Source organism: Edaphobacillus lindanitolerans (assembly GCF_900156305.1).
GTDB classification, from domain to species: Bacteria; Bacillota; Bacilli; order Bacillales_A; family Planococcaceae; genus Bhargavaea; species Bhargavaea lindanitolerans.
In genome coordinates, this window is record NZ_FTPL01000002.1 from 385,285 (window position 1) to 404,970 (window position 19,686).

The 19,686-nt window shown below is 57.1% G+C and carries 21 protein-coding genes and 1 tRNA gene; 2 read left to right on the forward strand and 20 right to left on the reverse strand.

The features are described from left to right. Positions 1-133: 133 nt before the first annotated feature. From B0B07_RS07990 to B0B07_RS08030, 9 genes are all read right to left on the reverse strand, one after another. Positions 134-207, reverse strand: a tRNA-Arg gene (locus B0B07_RS07990). 61 nt (positions 208-268) lie between these two features. After that, positions 269-793, reverse strand: coding sequence for a metallophosphoesterase (locus B0B07_RS07995; RefSeq protein WP_076757914.1), 525 nt, complete (start codon positions 791-793; stop codon positions 269-271). Beyond that, the gene (locus B0B07_RS08000; RefSeq protein WP_076757916.1) at positions 790-1,401 is read right to left on the reverse strand and encodes an XTP/dITP diphosphatase; all 612 of its coding nucleotides are present in this window, start codon (positions 1,399-1,401) and stop codon (positions 790-792) included. Before B0B07_RS08000 ends, B0B07_RS07995 begins: the two co-directional genes overlap by 4 nt. Before the next feature lie 108 nt (positions 1,402-1,509). Continuing rightward, positions 1,510-2,010, reverse strand: coding sequence for a MarR family winged helix-turn-helix transcriptional regulator (locus tag B0B07_RS08005; RefSeq protein WP_076757918.1), 501 nt, complete (start codon positions 2,008-2,010; stop codon positions 1,510-1,512). A gap of 72 nt (positions 2,011-2,082) precedes the next feature. Then, entirely contained in the window at positions 2,083-2,307 is a 225-nt protein-coding gene (locus B0B07_RS08010) for a helix-turn-helix domain-containing protein (RefSeq protein ID WP_040228984.1), read from the reverse strand. Between the two features lie 98 nt (positions 2,308-2,405). Further along, positions 2,406-2,879 (reverse strand): acyl-CoA thioesterase, encoded by a 474-nt coding sequence (locus tag B0B07_RS08015; protein WP_076757920.1) that lies wholly within the window; start codon positions 2,877-2,879, stop codon positions 2,406-2,408. Between the two features lie 150 nt (positions 2,880-3,029). Next, positions 3,030-3,833, reverse strand: a complete 804-nt coding sequence (gene sdhB / locus B0B07_RS08020; protein WP_076757922.1) for a succinate dehydrogenase iron-sulfur subunit — start codon at positions 3,831-3,833, stop codon at positions 3,030-3,032. A gap of 24 nt (positions 3,834-3,857) precedes the next feature. Continuing rightward, positions 3,858-5,606, reverse strand: a complete 1,749-nt coding sequence (sdhA, locus tag B0B07_RS08025; protein ID WP_076757924.1) for a succinate dehydrogenase flavoprotein subunit — start codon at positions 5,604-5,606, stop codon at positions 3,858-3,860. Positions 5,607-5,659: 53 nt separating this feature from the next. Continuing rightward, the gene (locus B0B07_RS08030) at positions 5,660-6,265 is read right to left on the reverse strand and encodes a succinate dehydrogenase cytochrome b558 subunit (protein WP_076757925.1); all 606 of its coding nucleotides are present in this window, start codon (positions 6,263-6,265) and stop codon (positions 5,660-5,662) included. A 240-nt stretch (positions 6,266-6,505) separates the two neighbouring features. Between B0B07_RS08030 and B0B07_RS08035 the strand changes: the two genes are divergently transcribed. After that, complete coding sequence (locus B0B07_RS08035) at positions 6,506-6,922, forward strand: DUF2507 domain-containing protein (RefSeq protein ID WP_076757927.1); 417 nt, start codon at positions 6,506-6,508, stop codon at positions 6,920-6,922. Between the two features lie 74 nt (positions 6,923-6,996). Here B0B07_RS08035 and B0B07_RS08040 read toward each other — a convergent pair whose 3' ends face one another. The 8 genes from B0B07_RS08040 to B0B07_RS08075 form a co-directional block, all read right to left on the reverse strand. Continuing rightward, the gene (locus B0B07_RS08040; protein ID WP_076757929.1) at positions 6,997-7,365 is read right to left on the reverse strand and encodes a DnaJ family domain-containing protein; all 369 of its coding nucleotides are present in this window, start codon (positions 7,363-7,365) and stop codon (positions 6,997-6,999) included. 15 nt (positions 7,366-7,380) lie between these two features. Then, positions 7,381-9,171: an excinuclease ABC subunit UvrC gene (uvrC, locus tag B0B07_RS08045; RefSeq protein ID WP_076758421.1), complete on the reverse strand. Its 1,791-nt coding sequence runs from the start codon at positions 9,169-9,171 to the stop codon at positions 7,381-7,383. Between the two features lie 62 nt (positions 9,172-9,233). After that, a complete protein-coding gene (gene trxA, locus B0B07_RS08050) occupies positions 9,234-9,548 on the reverse strand; it encodes a thioredoxin (protein ID WP_076757930.1) in 315 nt (104 codons plus the stop codon). Between the two features lie 285 nt (positions 9,549-9,833). Then, positions 9,834-10,811 carry an electron transfer flavoprotein subunit alpha/FixB family protein gene (locus B0B07_RS08055; protein WP_076757932.1) on the reverse strand — a complete coding sequence of 326 codons (978 nt, stop codon included), beginning with the start codon at positions 10,809-10,811 and terminating at the stop codon, positions 9,834-9,836. Between the two features lie 34 nt (positions 10,812-10,845). Continuing rightward, positions 10,846-11,619 carry an electron transfer flavoprotein subunit beta/FixA family protein gene (locus tag B0B07_RS08060; RefSeq protein ID WP_076757934.1) on the reverse strand — a complete coding sequence of 258 codons (774 nt, stop codon included), beginning with the start codon at positions 11,617-11,619 and terminating at the stop codon, positions 10,846-10,848. A gap of 22 nt (positions 11,620-11,641) precedes the next feature. Then, positions 11,642-12,415 carry an enoyl-CoA hydratase gene (locus B0B07_RS08065; RefSeq protein WP_076757936.1) on the reverse strand — a complete coding sequence of 258 codons (774 nt, stop codon included), beginning with the start codon at positions 12,413-12,415 and terminating at the stop codon, positions 11,642-11,644. A gap of 16 nt (positions 12,416-12,431) precedes the next feature. Continuing rightward, the gene (locus B0B07_RS08070; RefSeq protein WP_076757937.1) at positions 12,432-13,016 is read right to left on the reverse strand and encodes a TetR/AcrR family transcriptional regulator; all 585 of its coding nucleotides are present in this window, start codon (positions 13,014-13,016) and stop codon (positions 12,432-12,434) included. 88 nt (positions 13,017-13,104) lie between these two features. Continuing rightward, positions 13,105-14,817 (reverse strand): AMP-binding protein, encoded by a 1,713-nt coding sequence (locus B0B07_RS08075; RefSeq protein ID WP_076758422.1) that lies wholly within the window; start codon positions 14,815-14,817, stop codon positions 13,105-13,107. 75 nt (positions 14,818-14,892) lie between these two features. Here B0B07_RS08075 and B0B07_RS15250 point away from each other — a divergent pair, with 75 nt between their 5' ends. Beyond that, positions 14,893-15,066, forward strand: coding sequence for a hypothetical protein (locus tag B0B07_RS15250; protein ID WP_159438434.1), 174 nt, complete (start codon positions 14,893-14,895; stop codon positions 15,064-15,066). Here the strand turns inward: B0B07_RS15250 and B0B07_RS08080 are convergent. The 3 genes from B0B07_RS08080 to polX all read right to left on the reverse strand — a co-directional run bounded on the left by B0B07_RS08080 (position 15,059) and on the right by polX (position 19,667). After that, positions 15,059-15,472, reverse strand: a complete 414-nt coding sequence (locus B0B07_RS08080; protein WP_076757939.1) for a DUF350 domain-containing protein — start codon at positions 15,470-15,472, stop codon at positions 15,059-15,061. The two genes, B0B07_RS15250 and B0B07_RS08080, sit on opposite strands and share 8 nt — an antisense overlap. Before the next feature lie 99 nt (positions 15,473-15,571). After that, the gene (locus B0B07_RS08085; RefSeq protein ID WP_076757940.1) at positions 15,572-17,932 is read right to left on the reverse strand and encodes an endonuclease MutS2; all 2,361 of its coding nucleotides are present in this window, start codon (positions 17,930-17,932) and stop codon (positions 15,572-15,574) included. 31 nt (positions 17,933-17,963) lie between these two features. Further along, complete coding sequence (polX, locus tag B0B07_RS08090) at positions 17,964-19,667, reverse strand: DNA polymerase/3'-5' exonuclease PolX (RefSeq protein ID WP_076757942.1); 1,704 nt, start codon at positions 19,665-19,667, stop codon at positions 17,964-17,966. Positions 19,668-19,686: the final 19 nt, after the last annotated feature.

A 19,686-nucleotide genomic window follows, 5' to 3' on the forward strand; every position in this document is an offset into this window, starting at 1 on the left:
CCGCAAAACGTCCCGGGCAGGATCCGAACCTGCGACCGACAGCTTCGAAATATGCAATCGGAAATCCTGCCGGTCTCTATATCAACAAAAAAACCAGCCTGCGGGCACTTAGCCGGCAGACTGGCTGTGAAAACGTCCCAGGCAGGATTCGAACCTGCGACCGACAGCTTAGAAGGCTGTTGCTCTATCCTGCTGAGCTACTGGGACATGCGGCAACCGGAAAAGTTGCGCAAGACAAAAACTATTATATGATTCGCGCAGAGGAAAGTCAACGCCTCCCGGGAAAATCGGGGAATTTCCTTGCATCCGCTTCTCCGCCGTCCGGATTCACGAAGCGGACGGTCACGCCTTCGCCGGTTCCTTCGATCCTCGCCCATGTCGGCGGTCTGCCCGGCCACGGCCGGACGGGGCTTCCCGGGTTGATGAACAGGATGCCCCCGTCCACCTCGGCGCCGTAACCGTGCGTATGGCCGAACAGAACGATATCGGCGCCGAGTTCTGAAGCCTTGTAGCGGAGGGAGAGCATGCCCCCCTTCACTCCTTCAAGATGGCCATGGACGGCCAGGATCCGGAGGCCTCCCGCCTCCGCCTCCAGACTTTCCGGAAAGGCACCCGGCGGGTCGCAGTTGCCCTGGACGGCAAGGAACCCGTCCATGTCCGGATCTTCCTTGCCGAATTCGCTGTCCCCGCAGTGGATCAGCAGATCCGCGGAGCCCTCCTCCGCCCCCCGGAAACGGCGGATCGCATCCCTGTAGCCGTGGGTATCACTCAGCACCGCAACTTTCCAGCTCATCGGTCTTCTTCCGTGCCAAACAGTCCGCGCGCTTCCTCTTCCAGCTGACGGATCGCCGCTCCCCTGTGTGAGACTGCAGCCTTTTCCTCGGGAGACAGCTGGGCCATCGTCCGCTCTTCATTGGGCACATAGAAAACGGGGTCATAGCCAAAGCCGTTGTCCCCTGCGGGGGCCCGCATGATCCGTCCTTCGCAGGCGCCTTCGAAGAAGCGCGTTTCAAGTCCCGGACCTGCCACGGCAAGCACGCAGATGAAGCGGGCCGTCCGTTCTTCGTCCGGCACTTTTTTCAGCTCGCCGAGCAGTTTTTCGATGTTCCGCTCATCGGTCGCTCCCTCTCCGCTGAAACGGGCCGAATAAACGCCGGGTCTCCCGTCCAGTGCATCGACGGCGAGCCCGCTGTCGTCCGCAATGACGATCTTCCCGAGACGCTCCGCGACCGTTTCGGCCTTCAGCCGGGCATTTTCACGGAATGTCGTTCCCGTCTCTTCCACATCGAGGTCTTCCGCCACATCATGCAGCGTGAGCACGCGGACTCCGTATGGGGCGAGAAGGGTCTCGAAATCCTTCGCCTTTCCCCGGTTTTTCGTTGCAATGATCACGTCTTTCATCTGCTCGTCCTCCCTGTTCGGTGCTTTGCCGGATTCTGTTCATCCATCGTATCATATCCCGCCCAGAGAACGCCAAAACCCGGAGGCATCCGCCCCCGGGCCTTCTAATCAGCCGGACTGATTTTCTTTGTTCTGTTTTCTCCGCTTCCTGCCTTCCTTCATCCCTTCATGGAGCTTGATCAGCATGGAGGAGAGGTTGGTCACCTCGTCGGACGTAAAATCGGAAAGTACTTCGTGAAGGTCGTTCTGGCGCTTCTCGATCACTTCCTCGATGATCCGCTCCCCGTCCTCGAGAAGATGAATCCGGACAACCCGACGGTCCTGCTCGTCGCGGACACGCTTTACAAGTTCATTCTTTTCCATGCGGTCCACTAGATCGGTGGTCGTCGAAAAAGCCAAATACATTTTATTCGACAAATCTCCGATCGTCATATCGCCGTGCTCCAGCAGCCACTGGAGCGCAACGAACTGGGGCGGCGTGATCGGATAGTTATCTAGTATTTCACGGCCGCTTTGCTTGATCAGCGCCGAGATATAACGCAGCTCTTTTTCCACGAAGGCGATCTCATCTGGATTGTGCCGCTTTTGTTCCCTGTTGGAACCAGCCATTTGCTTACCACTCCCCGAAACCGTTTGCATATCTATATTGTGACAAGTTTCTCCCGGAATGGCAAGGGGCTTTTAGTCAAGCGAGAGTTCCGACAGCCGAAGAAGCTCGACAATCGCCTGAGCGCGCCCGGATACCCCTAGTTTCTGGATTGTATTTGAAATATGGTTCCGGACGGTCTTTTCACTGATTCCGAGCCCGGCCGCAATTTCCTTTGTCGTCTTGTCCTTCACGAGCAATTGGAAGATTTCCCTCTCCCTTTTCGTCAGCAATGAACGATGATGCAGCTCATCCGCCACTTAGCGCCCCTCCCCTCAACTCTTCATCACAGAGTATGTCGGAAACTGCTTCCGGGTGAGGGCTTTCGCCCGGTCAAAACGGGCGGGACGCGATTCATTTATCGATGCTCCCCCTGATGGGCGGCAGGGACGGCAACAAATGCCTCCCGGTCCCCGTCCGTCCACGGCGAACCCTTGCCTGTTCTCCGGCTGATCTGCACCATCGTCCCCCGGCCCGTAAACAGCGGTTCGCCTTTTTCATCCGTCGCGAGGTAATGGAGATCGACCGATGAACTTCCGATTTTTTCCGCCTTCACATGGATGTCGATGGACTGATCGAAAAAGACTTGTTTCAGATAATCGCATTGAAGATCGGCCACGACCGGGATATTCTGTCCATCCGGGCTCAGCCAGTCGTTCATCAGTCCGATATGCTTCAGGAATTCAATCCTCGCATATTCAAAGTATGCAAAATTGACCGTGTTGTTCAGATGGCCGTACATGTCCGTCTCGGAAAACCGGACGGTCACCGGAACGGAAAACCGGAACCCTATTTTCCATTCGTCGAAATCCCCTATATACTGTGCCTTCATGCCATTCCCCCGCTTCCCTTAAAATGAATAACCATTCATTTCTCTATCATAGCAGATGGGGCACCGGTTTGAAAGAGAGCCGGAAAGCGTCCGGACAAAGAAAAACCCGCCCCAGCCCGGAATCGGGCCGCATGGCGGGTTTTGAATCGGTCAGTCGACCAGGTGGTCGGAACCGAAGAAGTTCTTGAACGAGTGGATCGTCGCAGAGCGGTTCATCGCCGCGATTGACGTCGTGAGCGGAATGCCTTTCGGGCAGGCAACTACACAGTTTTGCGAGTTCCCGCACTCTTGGAGGCCGCCGTCCTGAAGAAGGGCGTCCAGACGCTCGTCCTTGTTCATCGCTCCGGTCGGGTGCGTGTTGAACAGGCGTACTTGTGAGATGAGGGCCGGGCCGATGAAGTCCGTCTTGTCGTTCACGTTCGGGCAGGCTTCCAGGCAGACGCCGCATGTCATGCACTTCGACAGTTCGTATGCCCATTGGCGCTTGCGCTCAGGCATGCGCGGTCCTTCACCGAGATCGTATGTGCCGTCGATCGGAATCCATGCTTTGACGCGCTTGAGCGAGTCAAACATGACTTCGCGGTCGACAACCAGGTCGCGGACGACCGGGAATGTGCGCATCGGCTCGAGTTTGATCGGCTGCGCGAGGTTGTCGATGAGGGCTGTGCAGGCCTGTCGCGGACGGCCGTTGATGATCATCGAGCAGGCGCCGCAGACTTCCTCGAGACAGTTCATTTCCCAGTTGATCGGCGTCGTTTTGCCGCCGTCCGTGTTGACGGGGTTGCGCCGGATTTCCATGAGGGCGGAAATGACGTTCATATTCGGGCGGTATTCCACCTCGAATGATTCCCAGTACGGCTTCGAATCCGGTGTGTCCTGACGCTGGATGTCAAAACGCACTGTTTTCTTTGCAGTTGCCGTGTTCTGTTCCTTAACGGCAGTTTGTTCAGCCATCTTGTCTCTCTCCTTTCTTCGTGATCAATGCTTCTTCGTATAGTCGCGCTCACGCGGTGGGATGAGCGATACATCGACATCTTCGTAGCTGAAGTTCGGGGCGGAGACGCCGTCGAACTTGGCCATCGTCGTCTTGAGCCATTCTTCGTCGTTCCGTTTCGGGAAGTCCGGCTTGTAGTGCGCGCCGCGGCTTTCGTCCCGGTTGAGGGCGCCGAGCGTGATGACGCGTGCCAGGTAGAGCATGTTCTTGAGCTGGCGCGTGAATGCCGCACCCTGGTTGGACCAGCGCTGCGTGTCGTTGACGTTGATGTTGTTGTAGCGTTCGAGCAGTTCCTGGATCTTGTAGTCTGTTTCCTGGAGCTGGTCGTTGTAGCGCACAACCGTTACGTTCTTCGTCATGATCTCGCCGAGCTCTTTGTGGAGGACGTATGCGTTCTCCGTGCCGTCCATGCCCAGGATGTTCTCCCACTTGTCCTGCTCCTGCTGGACGGCGCCGTCGAAGAGGGTCGAAGACATGTCTTCGGCGTGCTTGTCCAGGCCTTCCATGTACTTGACCGCATTCGGGCCGGCAACCATGCCGCCGTAGATCGCGGAAAGCAGGGAGTTGGCACCGAGGCGGTTTCCGCCGTGCTGCGAATAGTCGCATTCGCCGGCAGCGAAGAGTCCCGGAATATCGGTCATCTGATCGTAGTCGACCCAGAGGCCGCCCATCGAATAGTGAACTGCAGGGAAGATCTTCATCGGCACTTTGTGAGGGTCATCGCCGGTGAACTTCTCATAGATTTCGATGATGCCGCCGAGCTTGACGTCCAGCTCATGCGGATCTTTATGGGACAGGTCGAGATAGACCATGTTTTCGCCATTGATGCCGAGTTTCTGGTTCACGCAGACGTCGAAGATTTCACGCGTCGCGATGTCACGCGGCACGAGGTTCCCGTATGCCGGGTATTTCTCCTCGAGGAAGTACCAAGGCTTGCCGTCTTTGTAAGTCCAGATCCGGCCGCCTTCACCGCGTGCCGATTCGGACATGAGGCGAAGCTTGTCATCCCCCGGGATTGCCGTCGGGTGGATCTGGATGAACTCGCCGTTCGCGTAGGTCGCACCCTGCTGATACACGATGGAAGCAGCGGAACCGGTGTTGATGACTGAGTTGGTCGACTTTCCGAAGATGATCCCCGGTCCGCCCGTCGCCATGATGACGGCGTCAGAACGGAAGGAGACGATTTCCATCGTCTTGAGGTTCTGTGCCATGATCCCGCGGCAGACACCCTCGTCGTCCGTTACGATGCCGAGGAACTCCCAGTTCTCGTATTTCTTGACGAGCCCTTCGACTTCATAGCGGCGTACCTGCTCGTCAAGTGCATAGAGGAGCTGCTGCCCCGTCGTTGCACCGGCAAATGCCGTGCGGTGGTGCATCGTGCCGCCGAAACGGCGGAAGTCGAGAAGACCTTCCGGCGTCCGGCTGAACATGACGCCCATCCGGTCCATCAGGTGAATGATTCCAGGTGCAGCTTCGGCCATTTTCAGGACCGGAGGCTGGTTGGCCAGGAAGTCACCGCCGTACACGGTGTCATCGAAGTGGATCCACGGGGAGTCTCCTTCCCCTTTCGTGTTGACCGCACCGTTGATGCCGCCCTGTGCGCAGACGGAGTGCGAACGTTTAACGGGAACCAATGAAAACAATTCAACCGGCGTGCCAGCTTCGGCAGCCTTAATCGTCGCCATCAGGCCGGCAAGACCGCCGCCGACGACGATCAATTTGCTTTTCGCCATTTCTTAGTTCACTCCTCAGTTCGTTCAATACTAAGCAACAATTATGGAACGGCTCACACGAATGCAAAGATTGCGCGGATGCCGATCACGGACAGGGCGATGAACAGCACTGTCATGACATATGTCGAGATGCGCTGCGAACGCTGCGACTGGGTGACGCCCCAAGTGACGAGGAACGACCAGAAACCGTTCGCGAAGTGGAATGTCGCCGAGACGACGCCGACCACGTAGAACGCAACCATCAATGGGCTGGAGAAGATGTCCGCCATCATATCGAAGTCCACTTCCGTGCCGAGCGCCTTCTGGATGCGCGTCTGCCAGATGTGCCATGCGATGAAGATGACCAGGAACACACCCGTGATCCGCTGCAGCAGGAACATCCAGTTCCGGTACGTGCTGTATCGGTTCACGTTCGGCTTCGAGGTGAACGCTATGTACAAGCCGAAAAACGCGTGGAACATGAGCGGAATGTAGATGATGAACCACTCAAGCCAGTTGACGAACGGAAGATTGCCCATGAAGCCCGACGCCTTGTTGAACGCTTCCTCACCGCCGGTGGCAAAGTGGTTGACGATCAGGTGCTGGGTCACGAACAGGCCGATCGGTATGATCCCGAGCAGCGAGTGCAGCCGGCGCAGGCCAAAATCATAATCTCTCATGAATTCTTTACCCCCCTTAATAGTGACAAACAGGCAGGCGACGACGCCTCCGCCTGTCGACGGAAGCGGACGTTGACTGCTTATTTCATCATGATTACAATATTAGGACATGACCATTGTACTCCTCCCCCTTAGGGAAATCAAGGCGACCGACACAAATTCGACAAGAGCCGCCAAACCGGCTCCGGGGCAGCAGAAAGCCGTGCCGGGGGAGTTTTTTGGATCAATACGGAAGAGGCGATGAGAGTGACTTCGGAAAACGGGACGACTGAACAAGGCGGGGTTCCCCGCTTCGGATATGAACTGATCAGGGACCATGTGCTCCCGTCCGTGCTGGGCAAGCATGAGGAGGATATCCTTTACTGGGCCGGGAAGGAACTTTCACGTTCTTTCCCGCTGTTCCAGATGGACGAGGCACCCGACTTCTTCCGCGAAGCGGGATGGGGCGGGCTGTCACTCCGGCAGCAAAGCAGAAAAGAAGCCGAATGGCTGCTTGACACGGATCCGGAATATGTCAGGCGCGGCAACCGTTCGTACATGCTCGAGGCCGGTTTCCTGTCCGGGCAGTTCGGCAAGATCCATGAATGCGTCTGCGAGTGCCGGCCCGAAACGGACAGGAAAACAGGCCGGGTCCGGCTCCTGCTCGTCTGGGAATGACCCATTAACGAATGACATTCAAAAAGGCCGTGCAGGGGGATTCCCCTGCACGGCCTCTTTTCATCTGTCTCCGGTCACCATTTCAGCTTGTCCTGGATCTGGCGGTTGTACTCTTTGAATGCGCTGCTGTTCGTACTTACGCCTTTTTTCGAAAGCAGTGAGTTCATCTTTTTCATCTGCTTGTTGTATGCCGCTTCCAGTTCGGTCTTGGTGTCTGCCGGCGCATGGTTGATCCGGCTGCCCAGCTCGGTCATTTCCTTCTGGACAAACATCGCTTCGTCATCATATCCGCTGTTTTTCAGGATCCGGACCGCCATCCGGATGTCCGCTGGCAGATGTTCGAACTCGTCTTTCGGGAGCGGCTTGCCGCGCCCGGGCAGATGTTCGAATTTGCCTTCTTCCCTTGCTTTCCGGATCGCGTCTTCGATGAGGATCCAATTCATGCCCTTTCCTCCCGTTCACTCTTTTGCAGCATCCTGTTCCCTGAAGTAACCGGCAACCGTTTCGGCAACCGTCTGCGGGAGTCCGGCCTCGGTCAATTGTTCCGGCGTCGCTTCCCGGATCTTCTTCACCGATCCGAAATGCCGGAGCAGCTGGGTTTTGCGCTTCGGTCCGACGCCCGGGATGCCGTCGAGCGAGGAACTGAGCGACTTCGCTCCCCTGCGCTGACGGTGGAAGGTGATGGCAAACCGGTGGACCTCGTCCTGGATCCGCTGCAACAGATAGAACCCTTCACTCGTCCGCTTCAGCGGCACGACTTCGGGCGGGTCGCCGTAAAGCAGCAGTGCCGTCTGGTGCTTGTCGTCTTTCGCGAGTCCGGCAATCGGGATATCGAGCCCGAGTTCATCCTCCACCACTTCCCTGGCGGCGCTGATCTGCCCTTTTCCGCCGTCGATGAGGATCAGGTCGGGCAGCGGCAGGCCGTCCTTCAATACGCGGACGTATCGTCTTCGGACCACTTCCCTCATCGCTCCGTAGTCGTCATGCCGGGCAGCGGCCTTCGTCTTGTACTTCCGGTAGTTTTTCTTCTCGGGGCGGCCATCGACGAACGTCACCATCGCGGACACCGCTTCCGCCCCGTAAGTATGGGAATTATCGAAGGCTTCGATGCGGAGAGGCACGGCAATCCCCATCGCCTCCCCGAGTTCTTCGCATGCCCCGACCGTCCGCTGTTCCTGGCGCTCGATGAGCTGGAACTTTTCGGACAGCGCGATGCTGGCATTTTTGGAGGCAAGCCGGACGAGGTCTTTTTTCTTCCCGCGCTGGGGCACGCTCACTTTCACGCCGAGTAGAGTCTGGACGATCTCCACTTCCGTCCGTTCAGGCAGGAAGATCTCCTTCGGCAGCAGGTGTTCGGACTTGCTGTAAAACTGGCCGATGTACGTAAGGAACTCCTCTTCCGGATCCCGGTAGATCGGGAACAGCGAAACATCCCGTTCGATCAGCTTCCCCTGGCGGATGAAGAACACCTGGACGCACATCCATCCCTTGTCTACCGCATAGCCGAAAACGTCCCGGTCCGTCATGTCGGTCGTCGTCATCTTCTGCTTCTCCATGACCGTCTCGATATGGGTGATCTGGTCACGGTATTCCTTCGCCCGCTCAAACTCCAGCTCCTCCGCGGCCTTGTTCATCTTATCGGTCAGTTCACGCTTGACGTCCTTGTAGCCGCCGTTCAGGAATTTCGCAATCCCGTCCGTCAGTTCTTTGTATGTGTCGGCGGACACTTCGTTGACGCAGGGGGCAAGGCACTGCCCGAGGTGATAATACAGGCAGACCCGGTCCGGGAGAGTTTGGCATTTGCGCAGTGGATAAAGCCGGTCGAGCAGTTTTTTCGTCTCGCTTGCCGCATAGGCATTCGGATAGGGGCCGAAGTATTTCCCCTTGTCTTTCTTCACCTTGCGGGTGATGATGAGCCGGGGATGGCGCTCGGCGGTGATTTTAATATACGGATACGTCTTGTCATCCTTCAGCATGATGTTGTATTTCGGATCATGCTTCTTGATCAGGTTCAGTTCCAGTATGAGCGCTTCGATATCCGAAGATGTGACAATGTATTCGAAATCCTCGATTTCGGAGACGAGCCGCTGGGTTTTGGCGTCATGGGATCCCGTGAAATAGGAGCGGACCCGGTTTTTCAGGACTTTCGCCTTGCCGACGTAGATGATCGTCCCCTGCCGGTCCTTCATGAGGTAGCAGCCGGGCTGATCCGGCAAGATTGCCAGCTTTTGCTGAATGCGTTCGTTCATCATTTGATCACCTGCCAAAAAAACCGGGCCCCTCAAAAAGGTCCCGGTTTCCGTCGTTTCTGTTACGCGTGTTGTTCAATGAACTGGACAAGCTTCTCTTTCGGATTGAACCCGACCACTTTGTCCACGATTTCGCCGTCTTTGAAGAGGACGAGCGTCGGGATGGACATGATGCCGTACTTGCCGGCTGTTTCCTGGTTTTCATCGACGTCCACTTTGACGATCTGGACTTTGTTGCCGATTTCGGCATCCACTTCTTCAAGCACAGGCGCGATCATCTTGCACGGTCCGCACCATGTTGCCCAGAAGTCGACGAGGACGAGCCCGTCAGAAACTTTGCTTTGGAAATCCTGGTCTGTTGCATGTTGAATAGCCAATTTGGAGATCCTCCTTATTAATCAGGCAAGATCACAACCGATCAGGTCATGCCGGTGCGTCTGCGGCATCCGGCCGCCCTTCCCGCCGGTTGCGGAAAGCTGCCTCTTTTTAGTAGCGCTGAAAACAGTATATCATGCGGCCCGAAGACGGGGCGAATGTTCTGCCCACGGTTGCCGTGCTCCCCTTGCCGCACTTGCGGCAGTGCGTTTCATACCATCCAATGATCGGAATCACCGGAACAAAAGGGGCCCCCGGAGTAGTCAAATACCCGGAGGCCGGAAGGATTAAGCATTCACTTTGGTGTTTTTGATCTCTTCGATCATCATCGGCACGACTTCGAACAGATCGCCGACGATGCCGTAGTCCGCCACCTTGAAGATGTTGGCTTCAGGATCTTTGTTGATCGCGACGATGACTTTCGAGTTCGACATTCCGGCAAGGTGCTGGATGGCTCCGGAAATGCCGGCCGCGATGTACAGATCCGGCGTGACGACTTTCCCGGTCTGGCCGATCTGCAGGGAATAGTCGCAGTAATCGGCGTCGCATGCACCGCGGGAAGCGCCGATCGCGCCGCCGAGAAGGTTCGCAAGCTCTTTCAGAGGCTCGAAGCCTTCAGGGCCCTTGACGCCGCGGCCGCCCGCGACGATCACTTTCGCTTCGGACATGTCGACTCCGTCCGTGGCTTTCGTCACGACCTCTTTCACGACAGAGCGGAGGTTCTGGATGTCTGCCGTCACGGATGAAACATCGCCGGAGCGGCTGCCGTCTTTTTCGGCTGCCTGGATGTTGTTCGGGCGGATCGTAAAGAACACCGGGCCTTCATTGATTTTGACCTTTTCAAAAGCTTTCCCGGAGTAGATCGGACGGATGAAGACGGCATCGTCCCCTTCGCCTTCGATTTCGGTCACGTCGGAGACGAGGCCGCTCTGAAGCTTGGCCGCAATCTTCGGAGACAGGTCCTTGCCCTGCGCCGTGTGGCCGAAAACGATCACTTCCGGCTGTTCCTGCTCATAGACGGCCATGAACGCCTGGCCGAAGCCGTCGGACGTGTAGTGTTTAAGATGCGGATGCTCGACCGTGACAACCCGGTCCGCTCCGTAAGCAATCATTTCCGGTGCAGATCCCTGGACGTCGTCGCCGATCAGAACACCGACAATTTCGCCGTCGCCGGCAACTTTCTTCGCTGCTGCAATGGCTTCAAAAGAAACATTCCGCAGTGCGCCGTCGCGCACTTCTCCTAGTACGATCACTTTATTGGACATAATTACCCCTCCTGGTTCGAATATTCCGCTCAGATCAGATGACTTTCGCTTCGGTGCGGAGAAGTCCGACCAGCTCTTTCACCTGGTCCTGAAGATCCCCTTCCAGAATCCGTCCCGCAGCCTTTTCAGGCGGGAGGAAGATCTCAACTCGCTCCGTCTTCGCTTCGACATCATCTTCGTCGAGATCGAGATCGTCGAGCTCCAGTTCTTCGAGAGGCTTCTTTTTCGCTTTCATGATGCCCGGAAGAGACGGATAGCGCGGGTCATTGAGGCCCTGCTGAGCCGTTGCAAGCAGCGGGAGCTGCGCTTCGATCGTTTCCGAGTCGCCTTCGACATCGCGGACGATGTTCGCTTTATCCCCGTCGATCTTCAGTTCGGTGATCGTGGTCACGTAATTGATGTCGAGGAGTTCGGCGATGCGCGGACCGACCTGGCCGGAGCCGCCGTCGATGGCCACGTTCCCGGCAAGGATCAGGTCTGCTTCCTTGTCTTTCAGGTACTCGGCGATGATCGCCGCAGCCGTGTACTCATCGATGTCATCCAGGTCGTCCTCCGTGTTGATCAGGACTGCTTTGTCTGCGCCCATCGCGAGTGCCGTGCGGAGCTGCTTTTCGGCATCCTCTCCCCCGAGCGTAAGCACCGTCACTTCCCCGCCGTGCTCGTCGCGCACGCGGATCGCTTCCTCGACTGCATATTCGTCATACGGGTTGATGATGAATTCCGCCCCGTCTTCTGCAATTTCACCATTCTGTACGGAAATCTTCTCTTCCGTGTCGAACGTCCGTTTCACCAGTGCATAGATGTTCATATTCCATCCTCCCCTTCGAATGTTATTTCCCTTTAAATTCAGGCTTCCGCTTTTCGATGAAGGCGGCGATGCCTTCCTTGGCGTCTTCGGATACGAAGACTTCCCCGAACGATCCGGCTTCCGCCTTCACGCCCTCGTGGAATCCAGCATGTTTTCCATACTGGAGCATGCGGAGTGCCGCGCGCACGGACACCGGGCTCATGCCGGCGATTTTGCGTGCGGTCTTAAGCGTTTCGTCAAGCAGCTCTTCTTCGCCGAACGCCCGGTTGGCGAGTCCCCAGCTGACGGCTTCCTCGCCGGTGATCGGCTCGGCCGTCAGCATCATCTCCGCCGCTTTTGCAGGGCCGACATACCTCGGCAGCCGCTGCGTCCCGGCAAACCCCGGGATCAGACCCAGTGAAAGTTCCGGCAGGCCCATCTTTGCGCCGTTCGTGACGAACCGCATATGGCAGGCCATGGCCAGTTCCAGGCCGCCGCCGAGCGCCGCACCGTGAATCGCCGCAATCACCGGCTTCGGGAAGTTCTCGAGCCTTTCGAACACTTGCTGGCCCCCTTCGGCCAGCCGGCTGAACCCCTCGCCTGTTTCGACTTCCGTGAATTCTTTGATGTCTGCACCCGCTGAGAAGAAACGTCCTTCCCCGTGCAGGACAATGACCCGTACTTCGGAATCGTTTTCAACGCTGTCGAGCAGTTCCCCGATTTCGCGGATCAGCCCTTGTGAAAGCGCATTCGCGGGAGGCCGCGAAATGGCGGCTATCGCCAGTCCGTCCTTCTTCTCCACATTCAGGAATTCCATCCGAACTTCATCCCCTTCAGTCGGCTTTCATGCCTTTCATGAGCAGCCTATGTACATTCGGCGCCAGTTTCATTAAATCATATTTCTGCTCATTCATCACCCATGAGGTGATAATTTCATCCATGGTGCCAAAAACCATCTGCCGTGCCAGGCGGATATCCATCTCTTCTTCAAATTCCCCGCGCTCGATTCCTTCCGCAAGGATCCGGTCCAGTAGTGCAAGATAGTCCTTGAGCACGTTGTTGATCTTATGCCGAAGATCTTTGTTGGACTGGCGGAGCTCAAGCTGCGTGACGATCGCAAGATGATGGTCCGAATAGAGGACACGGAAATGGTTCTCGATCATCCGGAACAGCTTCTCCTCGGAAGACACATCCTCCTCGAGGATTTTCTGAAGGTTTTCCACGAAGATCGACATCTTCTCGCGGAACACCGAAACGAGGATATCTTCTTTGTTCTTAAAGTAAAGATAGATGGTCCCATCTGCGACGCCCGCCTGTTTTGCAATCTTGGAAACTTGTGCCTGGTGATACCCGTTCTCCGCAATCACAATGACCGCAGCGTCCACAATCTGTTTGTATTTCGGTTTGTTCCGTTTCAAAGATTCCACCACCAAAGAAAAAGAAATATGAATGACTATTCATTCATATTTCTATATTAGACTGCATATAGGTGTGTGTCAAGCCATCTCAGGATCCGACTTTTTCAGGGTCCGGCTCTTGATCCAGCTTCTTTTTCTCCTCATCCACGAGCTTGCGCCTGAGGATCTTTCCGACCGCCGTCTTCGGCAGCTCCTCACGGAATTCATACAGCCTCGGGACTTTATAGGATGCGAGATGCTTCCGGCAGAACTGATTGAGTTCGTCTTCCGTTGCTTCCTGTCCCTTCTTGAGGACGATATAGGCCTTCACGGTCTCTCCCCTGTAAGGATCCGGGACGCCTGCCACCACACACTCCATGATGGCCGGATGTTCATAGAGCACTTCCTCTATGTCTCTCGGATAAACATTATACCCGCTCGCGATGATCATGTCCTTTTTCCGGTCGACGATGTAGAAATAGCCGTCCTCGTTCATATAGCCCAGATCGCCGGTGAGCAGCCACCCGTCCTTGAGTGTGGCTGCTGTCTCTTCCGGACGGTTCCAGTAGCCCTTCATCACCTGGGGACCCTTCACCGCAATTTCTCCGATTTCTCCCGGAGCGAGCGGTTCCGTCGTGCCGTTCCGGAACACGGCGGCCTCCGTGTTCGGCCAAGGGACGCCGATCGACCCTTTCCTGCGCTCCCCGTCTTCCCAGATCAGGTTGGCGTGCGTGACCGGTGACGTTTCCGACAGCCCGTATCCTTCGACGAGCTTCCCTTTCGTGATCGTTTCGAATTTCTCCTGGACATCGACCGGCAGCGGGGCCGAACCGCTCAGACAGGCCTTGATCGAAGACATATCGTATTTTCCGAGATCGGGATGGTTCAGAAGTCCGATATAGATCGTCGGGGCACCCGGGAACAACGTCGGCGACTGCTTGTCGATAAGCTTCAGCACCGTTTCCGGATCGAATTTCGGGACGAGCACCATCTTGTTGGCCTGGGAGACGGCAAGGACGAGGACGGTAGTCATCCCGTATACATGGAAGAACGGGAGGATTCCGAGGATGGTCTCTTCTCCGGGTGTGCACTTGTACATCCACGCATCACACATCTTGGCGTTCGCCGTCAGATTCCGGTGCGTCAGCATGACGCCCTTCGGCGATCCCGTCGTCCCGCCCGTGTACTGCAGGAGCGCCACATCATCCGGCTGAGGGCCGTCGAGCGCGATCGGCTCCGGCTCCGACCGTTTGACGGCTTCCGTGAACAGATGGTTCCTGCCGCGGTGCTCGACCTTGACGGTCATGCCGTACTCTTTCCGCTGGACGAACGGATACAGAAGATTCTTCGGAAACGGGAGGTAGTCCTTGATGCCGGTGATGATGACCTGCTCCAGATCCGTCTCTCCGATGATCCGGGCGATCCTCGGATAAAGAATGTCCAGCCCGACAATCACCTTCGCGCCCGAATCCTTCATCTGATAGGCCAGTTCCTTTTCCGTGTACAGCGGATTCGTCTGGACCACAATGCCGCCCGCATAGAGAATCCCGTAGAACGCCATGACATTCTGCGGACAGTTCGGGAGCATGATGGCGACCCGGTCCCCTTCGCGCACGCCGAGATTCCTCAAATAGTTGCCGAATTGAAGCGCAGACTCATACAGCTCCCGGAATGTCACTTCCCTGCCGAGGAAATGGATGGCGACTTTGTCGGGGTGACGTTCTGCCGATCGGGTGAGGCCCGCCTGAAGCGGCTCTTCGGGAATATCGACAACCGGCGGAACTTCCTGCGGGTAGTGCTTAAGCCATGGTTTGGCCGTCATGATCAATCTCCTTTCTCCTCTTCAATCGTTAGAATATTCCTATTTTAAGAATACACAAGTCTGAAGGCGCTTTCAATGCTCAAAAATGAAAAGCGCGGAAATCCGCGCTTTTATTTGAAGAACAGCCACCAGATGCCGACGATGATGAATCCGGCACAGATCAGAAGCAGCAGTTTTGCAAGTTTAACCATATCCAATTCAATTTACCGCCCTTTCGATCGTTCACCGGCAGATCGGGTGATCAAGTGATGCTCGCCCCGATGACGAAGCTGAGGCCGACCGAGATGATGAACGAAATGAATCCGACGGCCCGATTGTCTTCGCCGATTTCCTTATCTATATGAAACTTCGGGGTGAGGAATTCAAACAGCCAGTAGGCCATGATGAGGAGTCCGAACCCGAACAGCCCCCAGAGCAGCATTTCCGGCAGGCTGGAATGCTGCTGGATCGAGTGGCGGAATATGTTGGCGACGCCGAAGATCTTGCCGCCGGTCGCGAGTGCCACTGCGAGATTGCCGTTCTGGATCTCTTCCCAGTTCTTATACTTCGTCACAAGTTCAAATATCACCATCGCCACGATGAGGCAGAGAACTGTGACGCTGAAGTAGCCCGCCGACTCAACGAGCGGATGTGTCCAAAAGCCGGATAGCAGCATACAGTTGGCTCCTTTGCCGTTTTAGTCTTTCTATACGTCGGAACCGCCGGTAAGGTTTCAGATTAAATTAAAAGCATGTCCGGATCAAGCGGCCCGCGCTTACTTCAATTCCACGATCGTGACGCCGAACCCGCCTTCGCCGGCTTCTCCGAACCGATAGCTTTTGACGCGCGGATGGCGCCGAAGGTATTTCTGGATGCCTTCGCGCAGGGCACCGGTGCCTTTGCCGTGGATGATCGAGACGCGGGGGTAGTTTGAAAGGAGTGCGTCGTCGATGTATTTCTCTGTCCGCCGGATCGCTTCTTCATACCGCTCTCCGCGGAGGTCGAGTTCGAGTTTGACCCCGTCTCCGGACCGGCCGCGGACGTTCGTGACGGTGACCGTCTCTTTGGCCTTTTCCGGCTTCACCCACTGGAGGTCGGTTTCATGGATCCGCATTTTCAGGATGCCGATCTGGACAAGCCACTCCCCGTCCGCCGCCTTCTCGATGAGGGTCCCCTTCTGGCCGTAGCTGATCACCTTCACCTCGTCGCCGGACTGGAGCTCGTGCTTCGGAGACTTGGCCTTCCCTTTTGCCTTTTTATGAAGAGGTTCTGCCGGTGAAGCCCCCTCCAGACGCTTTTTCGCCTCGATGAGTTCGTGCTCCTTCACCTGCGCGCCGGCGTTGAGGCGCATGGCGCGCAGCTCGGAAATGACGGACTCCGCTTCCCGGCGTGCATCCTCAACAATTTTCTTCGCTTTTTCCCTTGCCTTTTCTTCGAGCGACTCTTTTTTTGTTTCGTACTGGGACAGACGCGTTTCAAGATCGGACCTAAGTGCCTCGGACTCGCGCCGCACCCTCGCCGTTTCTTCAGCATCCTTCTCCGCCTGGACCCGGCTCGCTTCAAGCGAGGTGATCATCGTTTCGACTTCATGGCGGTTTTCGCCCGTGAATGTTTTCGCATGGCGGATGATGTGTTCCGGCAGTCCGAGCCGCTGCGAGATTTCAAAAGCGTTGCTCCGTCCCGGCACCCCGATCAGGAGCCGGTAGGTCGGGCTGAGCGTTTCCACATCGAATTCGACGCTCGCATTCACGACGCCCGGCCGGTTGTAGCCGTACGCCTTCAGTTCCGGATAGTGGGTCGTCGCCATGACACGGGCGCCCCGGCCATGCACTTCGTCGAGGATCGAGATGGCCAGCGCCGCCCCTTCCTGCGGGTCGGTGCCCGAACCGAGCTCGTCAAACAGCACGAGCGACCGCTCGTCGAACCGTTCGAGGATTCCGACGATATTCACCATATGGGAAGAGAAGGTACTCAGGCTCTGCTCGATCGACTGCTCGTCGCCGATATCCGCGAACACCTTGTCGAACACGGCCGTCTCCGACCCCTCCAGCACCGGGATCGGAAGGCCCGCCTGTGCCATGAGCATGCAGAGCCCGACGGTCTTGAGCGTGACGGTCTTTCCGCCCGTGTTCGGCCCGGTGATGACGATCGCCGTCGTTTCCCGTCCGAACTCGATCGTATTCGTCACCGCTTCTTCCCTCGGGATCAGCGGGTGCCGAGCCTTCACGAGCCGGATGTATCCGTCGTTGTTCACGGACGGGATGGTCGCTTTTTCGGCCATGCCGTATTTTGCCTTTGCCAGTACCGCATCCATGTCTCCGAGAATCCGGATGAGGATGAACAATTCATGTGAATGCCCCTGCACCTGTTCGGACAGCATGCGGAGGATCCGCTCGATCTCCTCATGCTCTTTCATCTTCAGCCGGCGGATTTCATTGTTCGCCTGGACGACGGCATCCGGTTCGATGAACAGCGTCTGGCCCGATGATGACTGATCATGGACAATGCCGCCGAAATGCGTCCGGTACTCCTGCTTCACCGGGATGACATACCGGTCGTTCCGGATCGTCACGATCGAGTCGGACAGCATTTTTGCATTGTTGCGTGTGTACTGTTCGAGCTTGTCCCGGACCCGGCCTTCCTGGGCCCTCAGCTGCTGCCGGATGGACCGGAGCGCGGATGAGGCGCTGTCGACGACCTTTCCGTTGTCATCGATGCAGGCGTTGATCTCATGCTCCAGCGCGGTCAGGACCGGCATTTCCTCTTTTTTCGCGAGGAACAGCGGGATGTCGATCTCGCCGTCTTCCCCGATCGCCTCCAGAAACTGTCTCAGGATCCGGCCCGCGCGTATCGAGCTTGCCGTTTCCATCAGTTCAACGGCGCCAAGCACGCCGCCTGCCTGAGCCCGCTTCGCATACGGACGGATGTCGAACAGGCCGCCCATCGGCACATTGCCCCGGATCCGGTAGATGGCGAGTGCCTCGTCCGTCTCTTCCAGGAGCGCCTTCACTTCCGCCATGTCGCCGGACGGGACCAGTTCGGAGATGCGGCTCCTCCCGAGAACAGACGTGCAATGCGCCGTCACCCCGTCACGGATTTTATCGAATTCGAGAGTTTTCAGGACTCTGGGGTCCATCTGCTCCACTTCCTTTCTTGCATCGCGGCCCTCAGCCCTTCAAGTGACCGAGAAACCGCTCCAGACTCCATGTATTGACAATAAGGTCCCGGTTCAGCCAGGCACGCTGGGCATACCGGACGCCGGTTTCCATATAACCGAGTTGTCCGACGCTATGCGCATCGGTGTTGATGGCGATCGGAACCCCTTTCTTCTGTGCGAGCTCCAGCCATTCTTCCGCCATGTCGAGCCGGTACGGATTCGCGTTCAGTTCGAGGATCTTCCCGTATTGTGCAGCCCATTCGATCAGTTGCTCCAGATCCGGCGAATAGCCTTCCCGGCGGCCGATGATGCGGCCGGTCGGATGCGCGATCATGTCCACATGGGGATTGGAGATTGCGGCGTGAAGCCGCTCCATGATCTTCTCGCGAGGCTGGTTGAAATTCGAGTGGATCGAAGCGATGACGAAATCCAGCTCCGACAGCAGCCCGTCATCGAAATCCAGCGTCGCATCCGGGAGGATGTCCATCTCGGTCCCGCAAAGGACGGTGATGCCGTCCATTTCCGCATCGACCTCGCGGACTTCACGGATCTGCTCACGGAGCCGTTCAGGCGTCAGTCCGTTCGCGACCCGGAGATAGCGGGAGTGGTCCGTAATGACGATATGGCTATAGCCGCGTTCCCTGCAGGCCTCCGCCATCTCACGGACGGACTCCGCTCCGTCGGACCAGACCGTATGCATATGCAGATCCGAGCGGATGTCTTCCGGCCGGATGAGCCCCTTGAGCTCCTCTGTCCGACCGAACTCCCGACCGTCTTTCCTGACGGCCGGCGGGAAGAACGGCAAATCGAAGTGGGCAAAAAACTCTTCCTCCGAGTTGAACGTCAACACCGTGCCGTCCTCCTGCTCCACACCGTACTCGCTGATCTTCTCCCCGCGCTCCTTTGCCAGCTGGCGTAGTCTGACATTGTGTTCCTTCGCGCCGGTGAAATGATGGATGGCGCTTGCGAACTGCTCTTCGGCGACAAACCGGAAATCCGCATCGACGGGGTTTTCCGCGTCGATCGTCACCGACAGCTTCGCATCGCCCGAACCGATCGTCTCAAGCACCGGCAGCGAGTTCATGAGCCCTTCCGTCACCCGTTCCGGACTTTCCGTCACGACGATGAAGTCGAGGTCACTGCTCATCTCCGCCATTCTGCGATAGCTGCCGGTCACGAGGAAGCGTTCTGCTTCGGGTATCGCGAGCAGCGCAGTCTCGACGAGTCGGACAACCGACTCGAGCTCCCAGTGCGGCAGCTTGTCCGGACGCCGGCCGAACGTCTCCAGTTCGGCCAAAATCTTCTCTTCGGTCTTTTTGCCGAAGCCCGGAAGCTGGCTCACCCGGCCGTCCTCACAGGCCGCCTTCAGCGATCCGGCGGAATCGATCCCCAGTTCCTGATGGAGCTTGGCGATCTTCTTCCCGCCGAGCCCGGGAATCTTGAGCAGCGGGATGAGGCCGTCCGGAACTTCTTCCCGGAGCTCGGCCAGAAGGTCGGACTCCCCTTTTTCCATCAGGTCTGTGATGACGGCGCCCGTCCCTTTCCCGATTCCCTTAAGCGACAGGATATCATCCATCTCGGCAAGACTTCTCGGATCCTGCTCCAGCACGCCCGCCGCCTTCCGGAACGCCCCGACCTTGAACGGATTCTCACCGAGCAGTTCCATATGGAGCGCAATTTCCTCAAGCGTACGGATGATGATTTTCTTGTTCATGCGAAAACCTCCTCTTTCG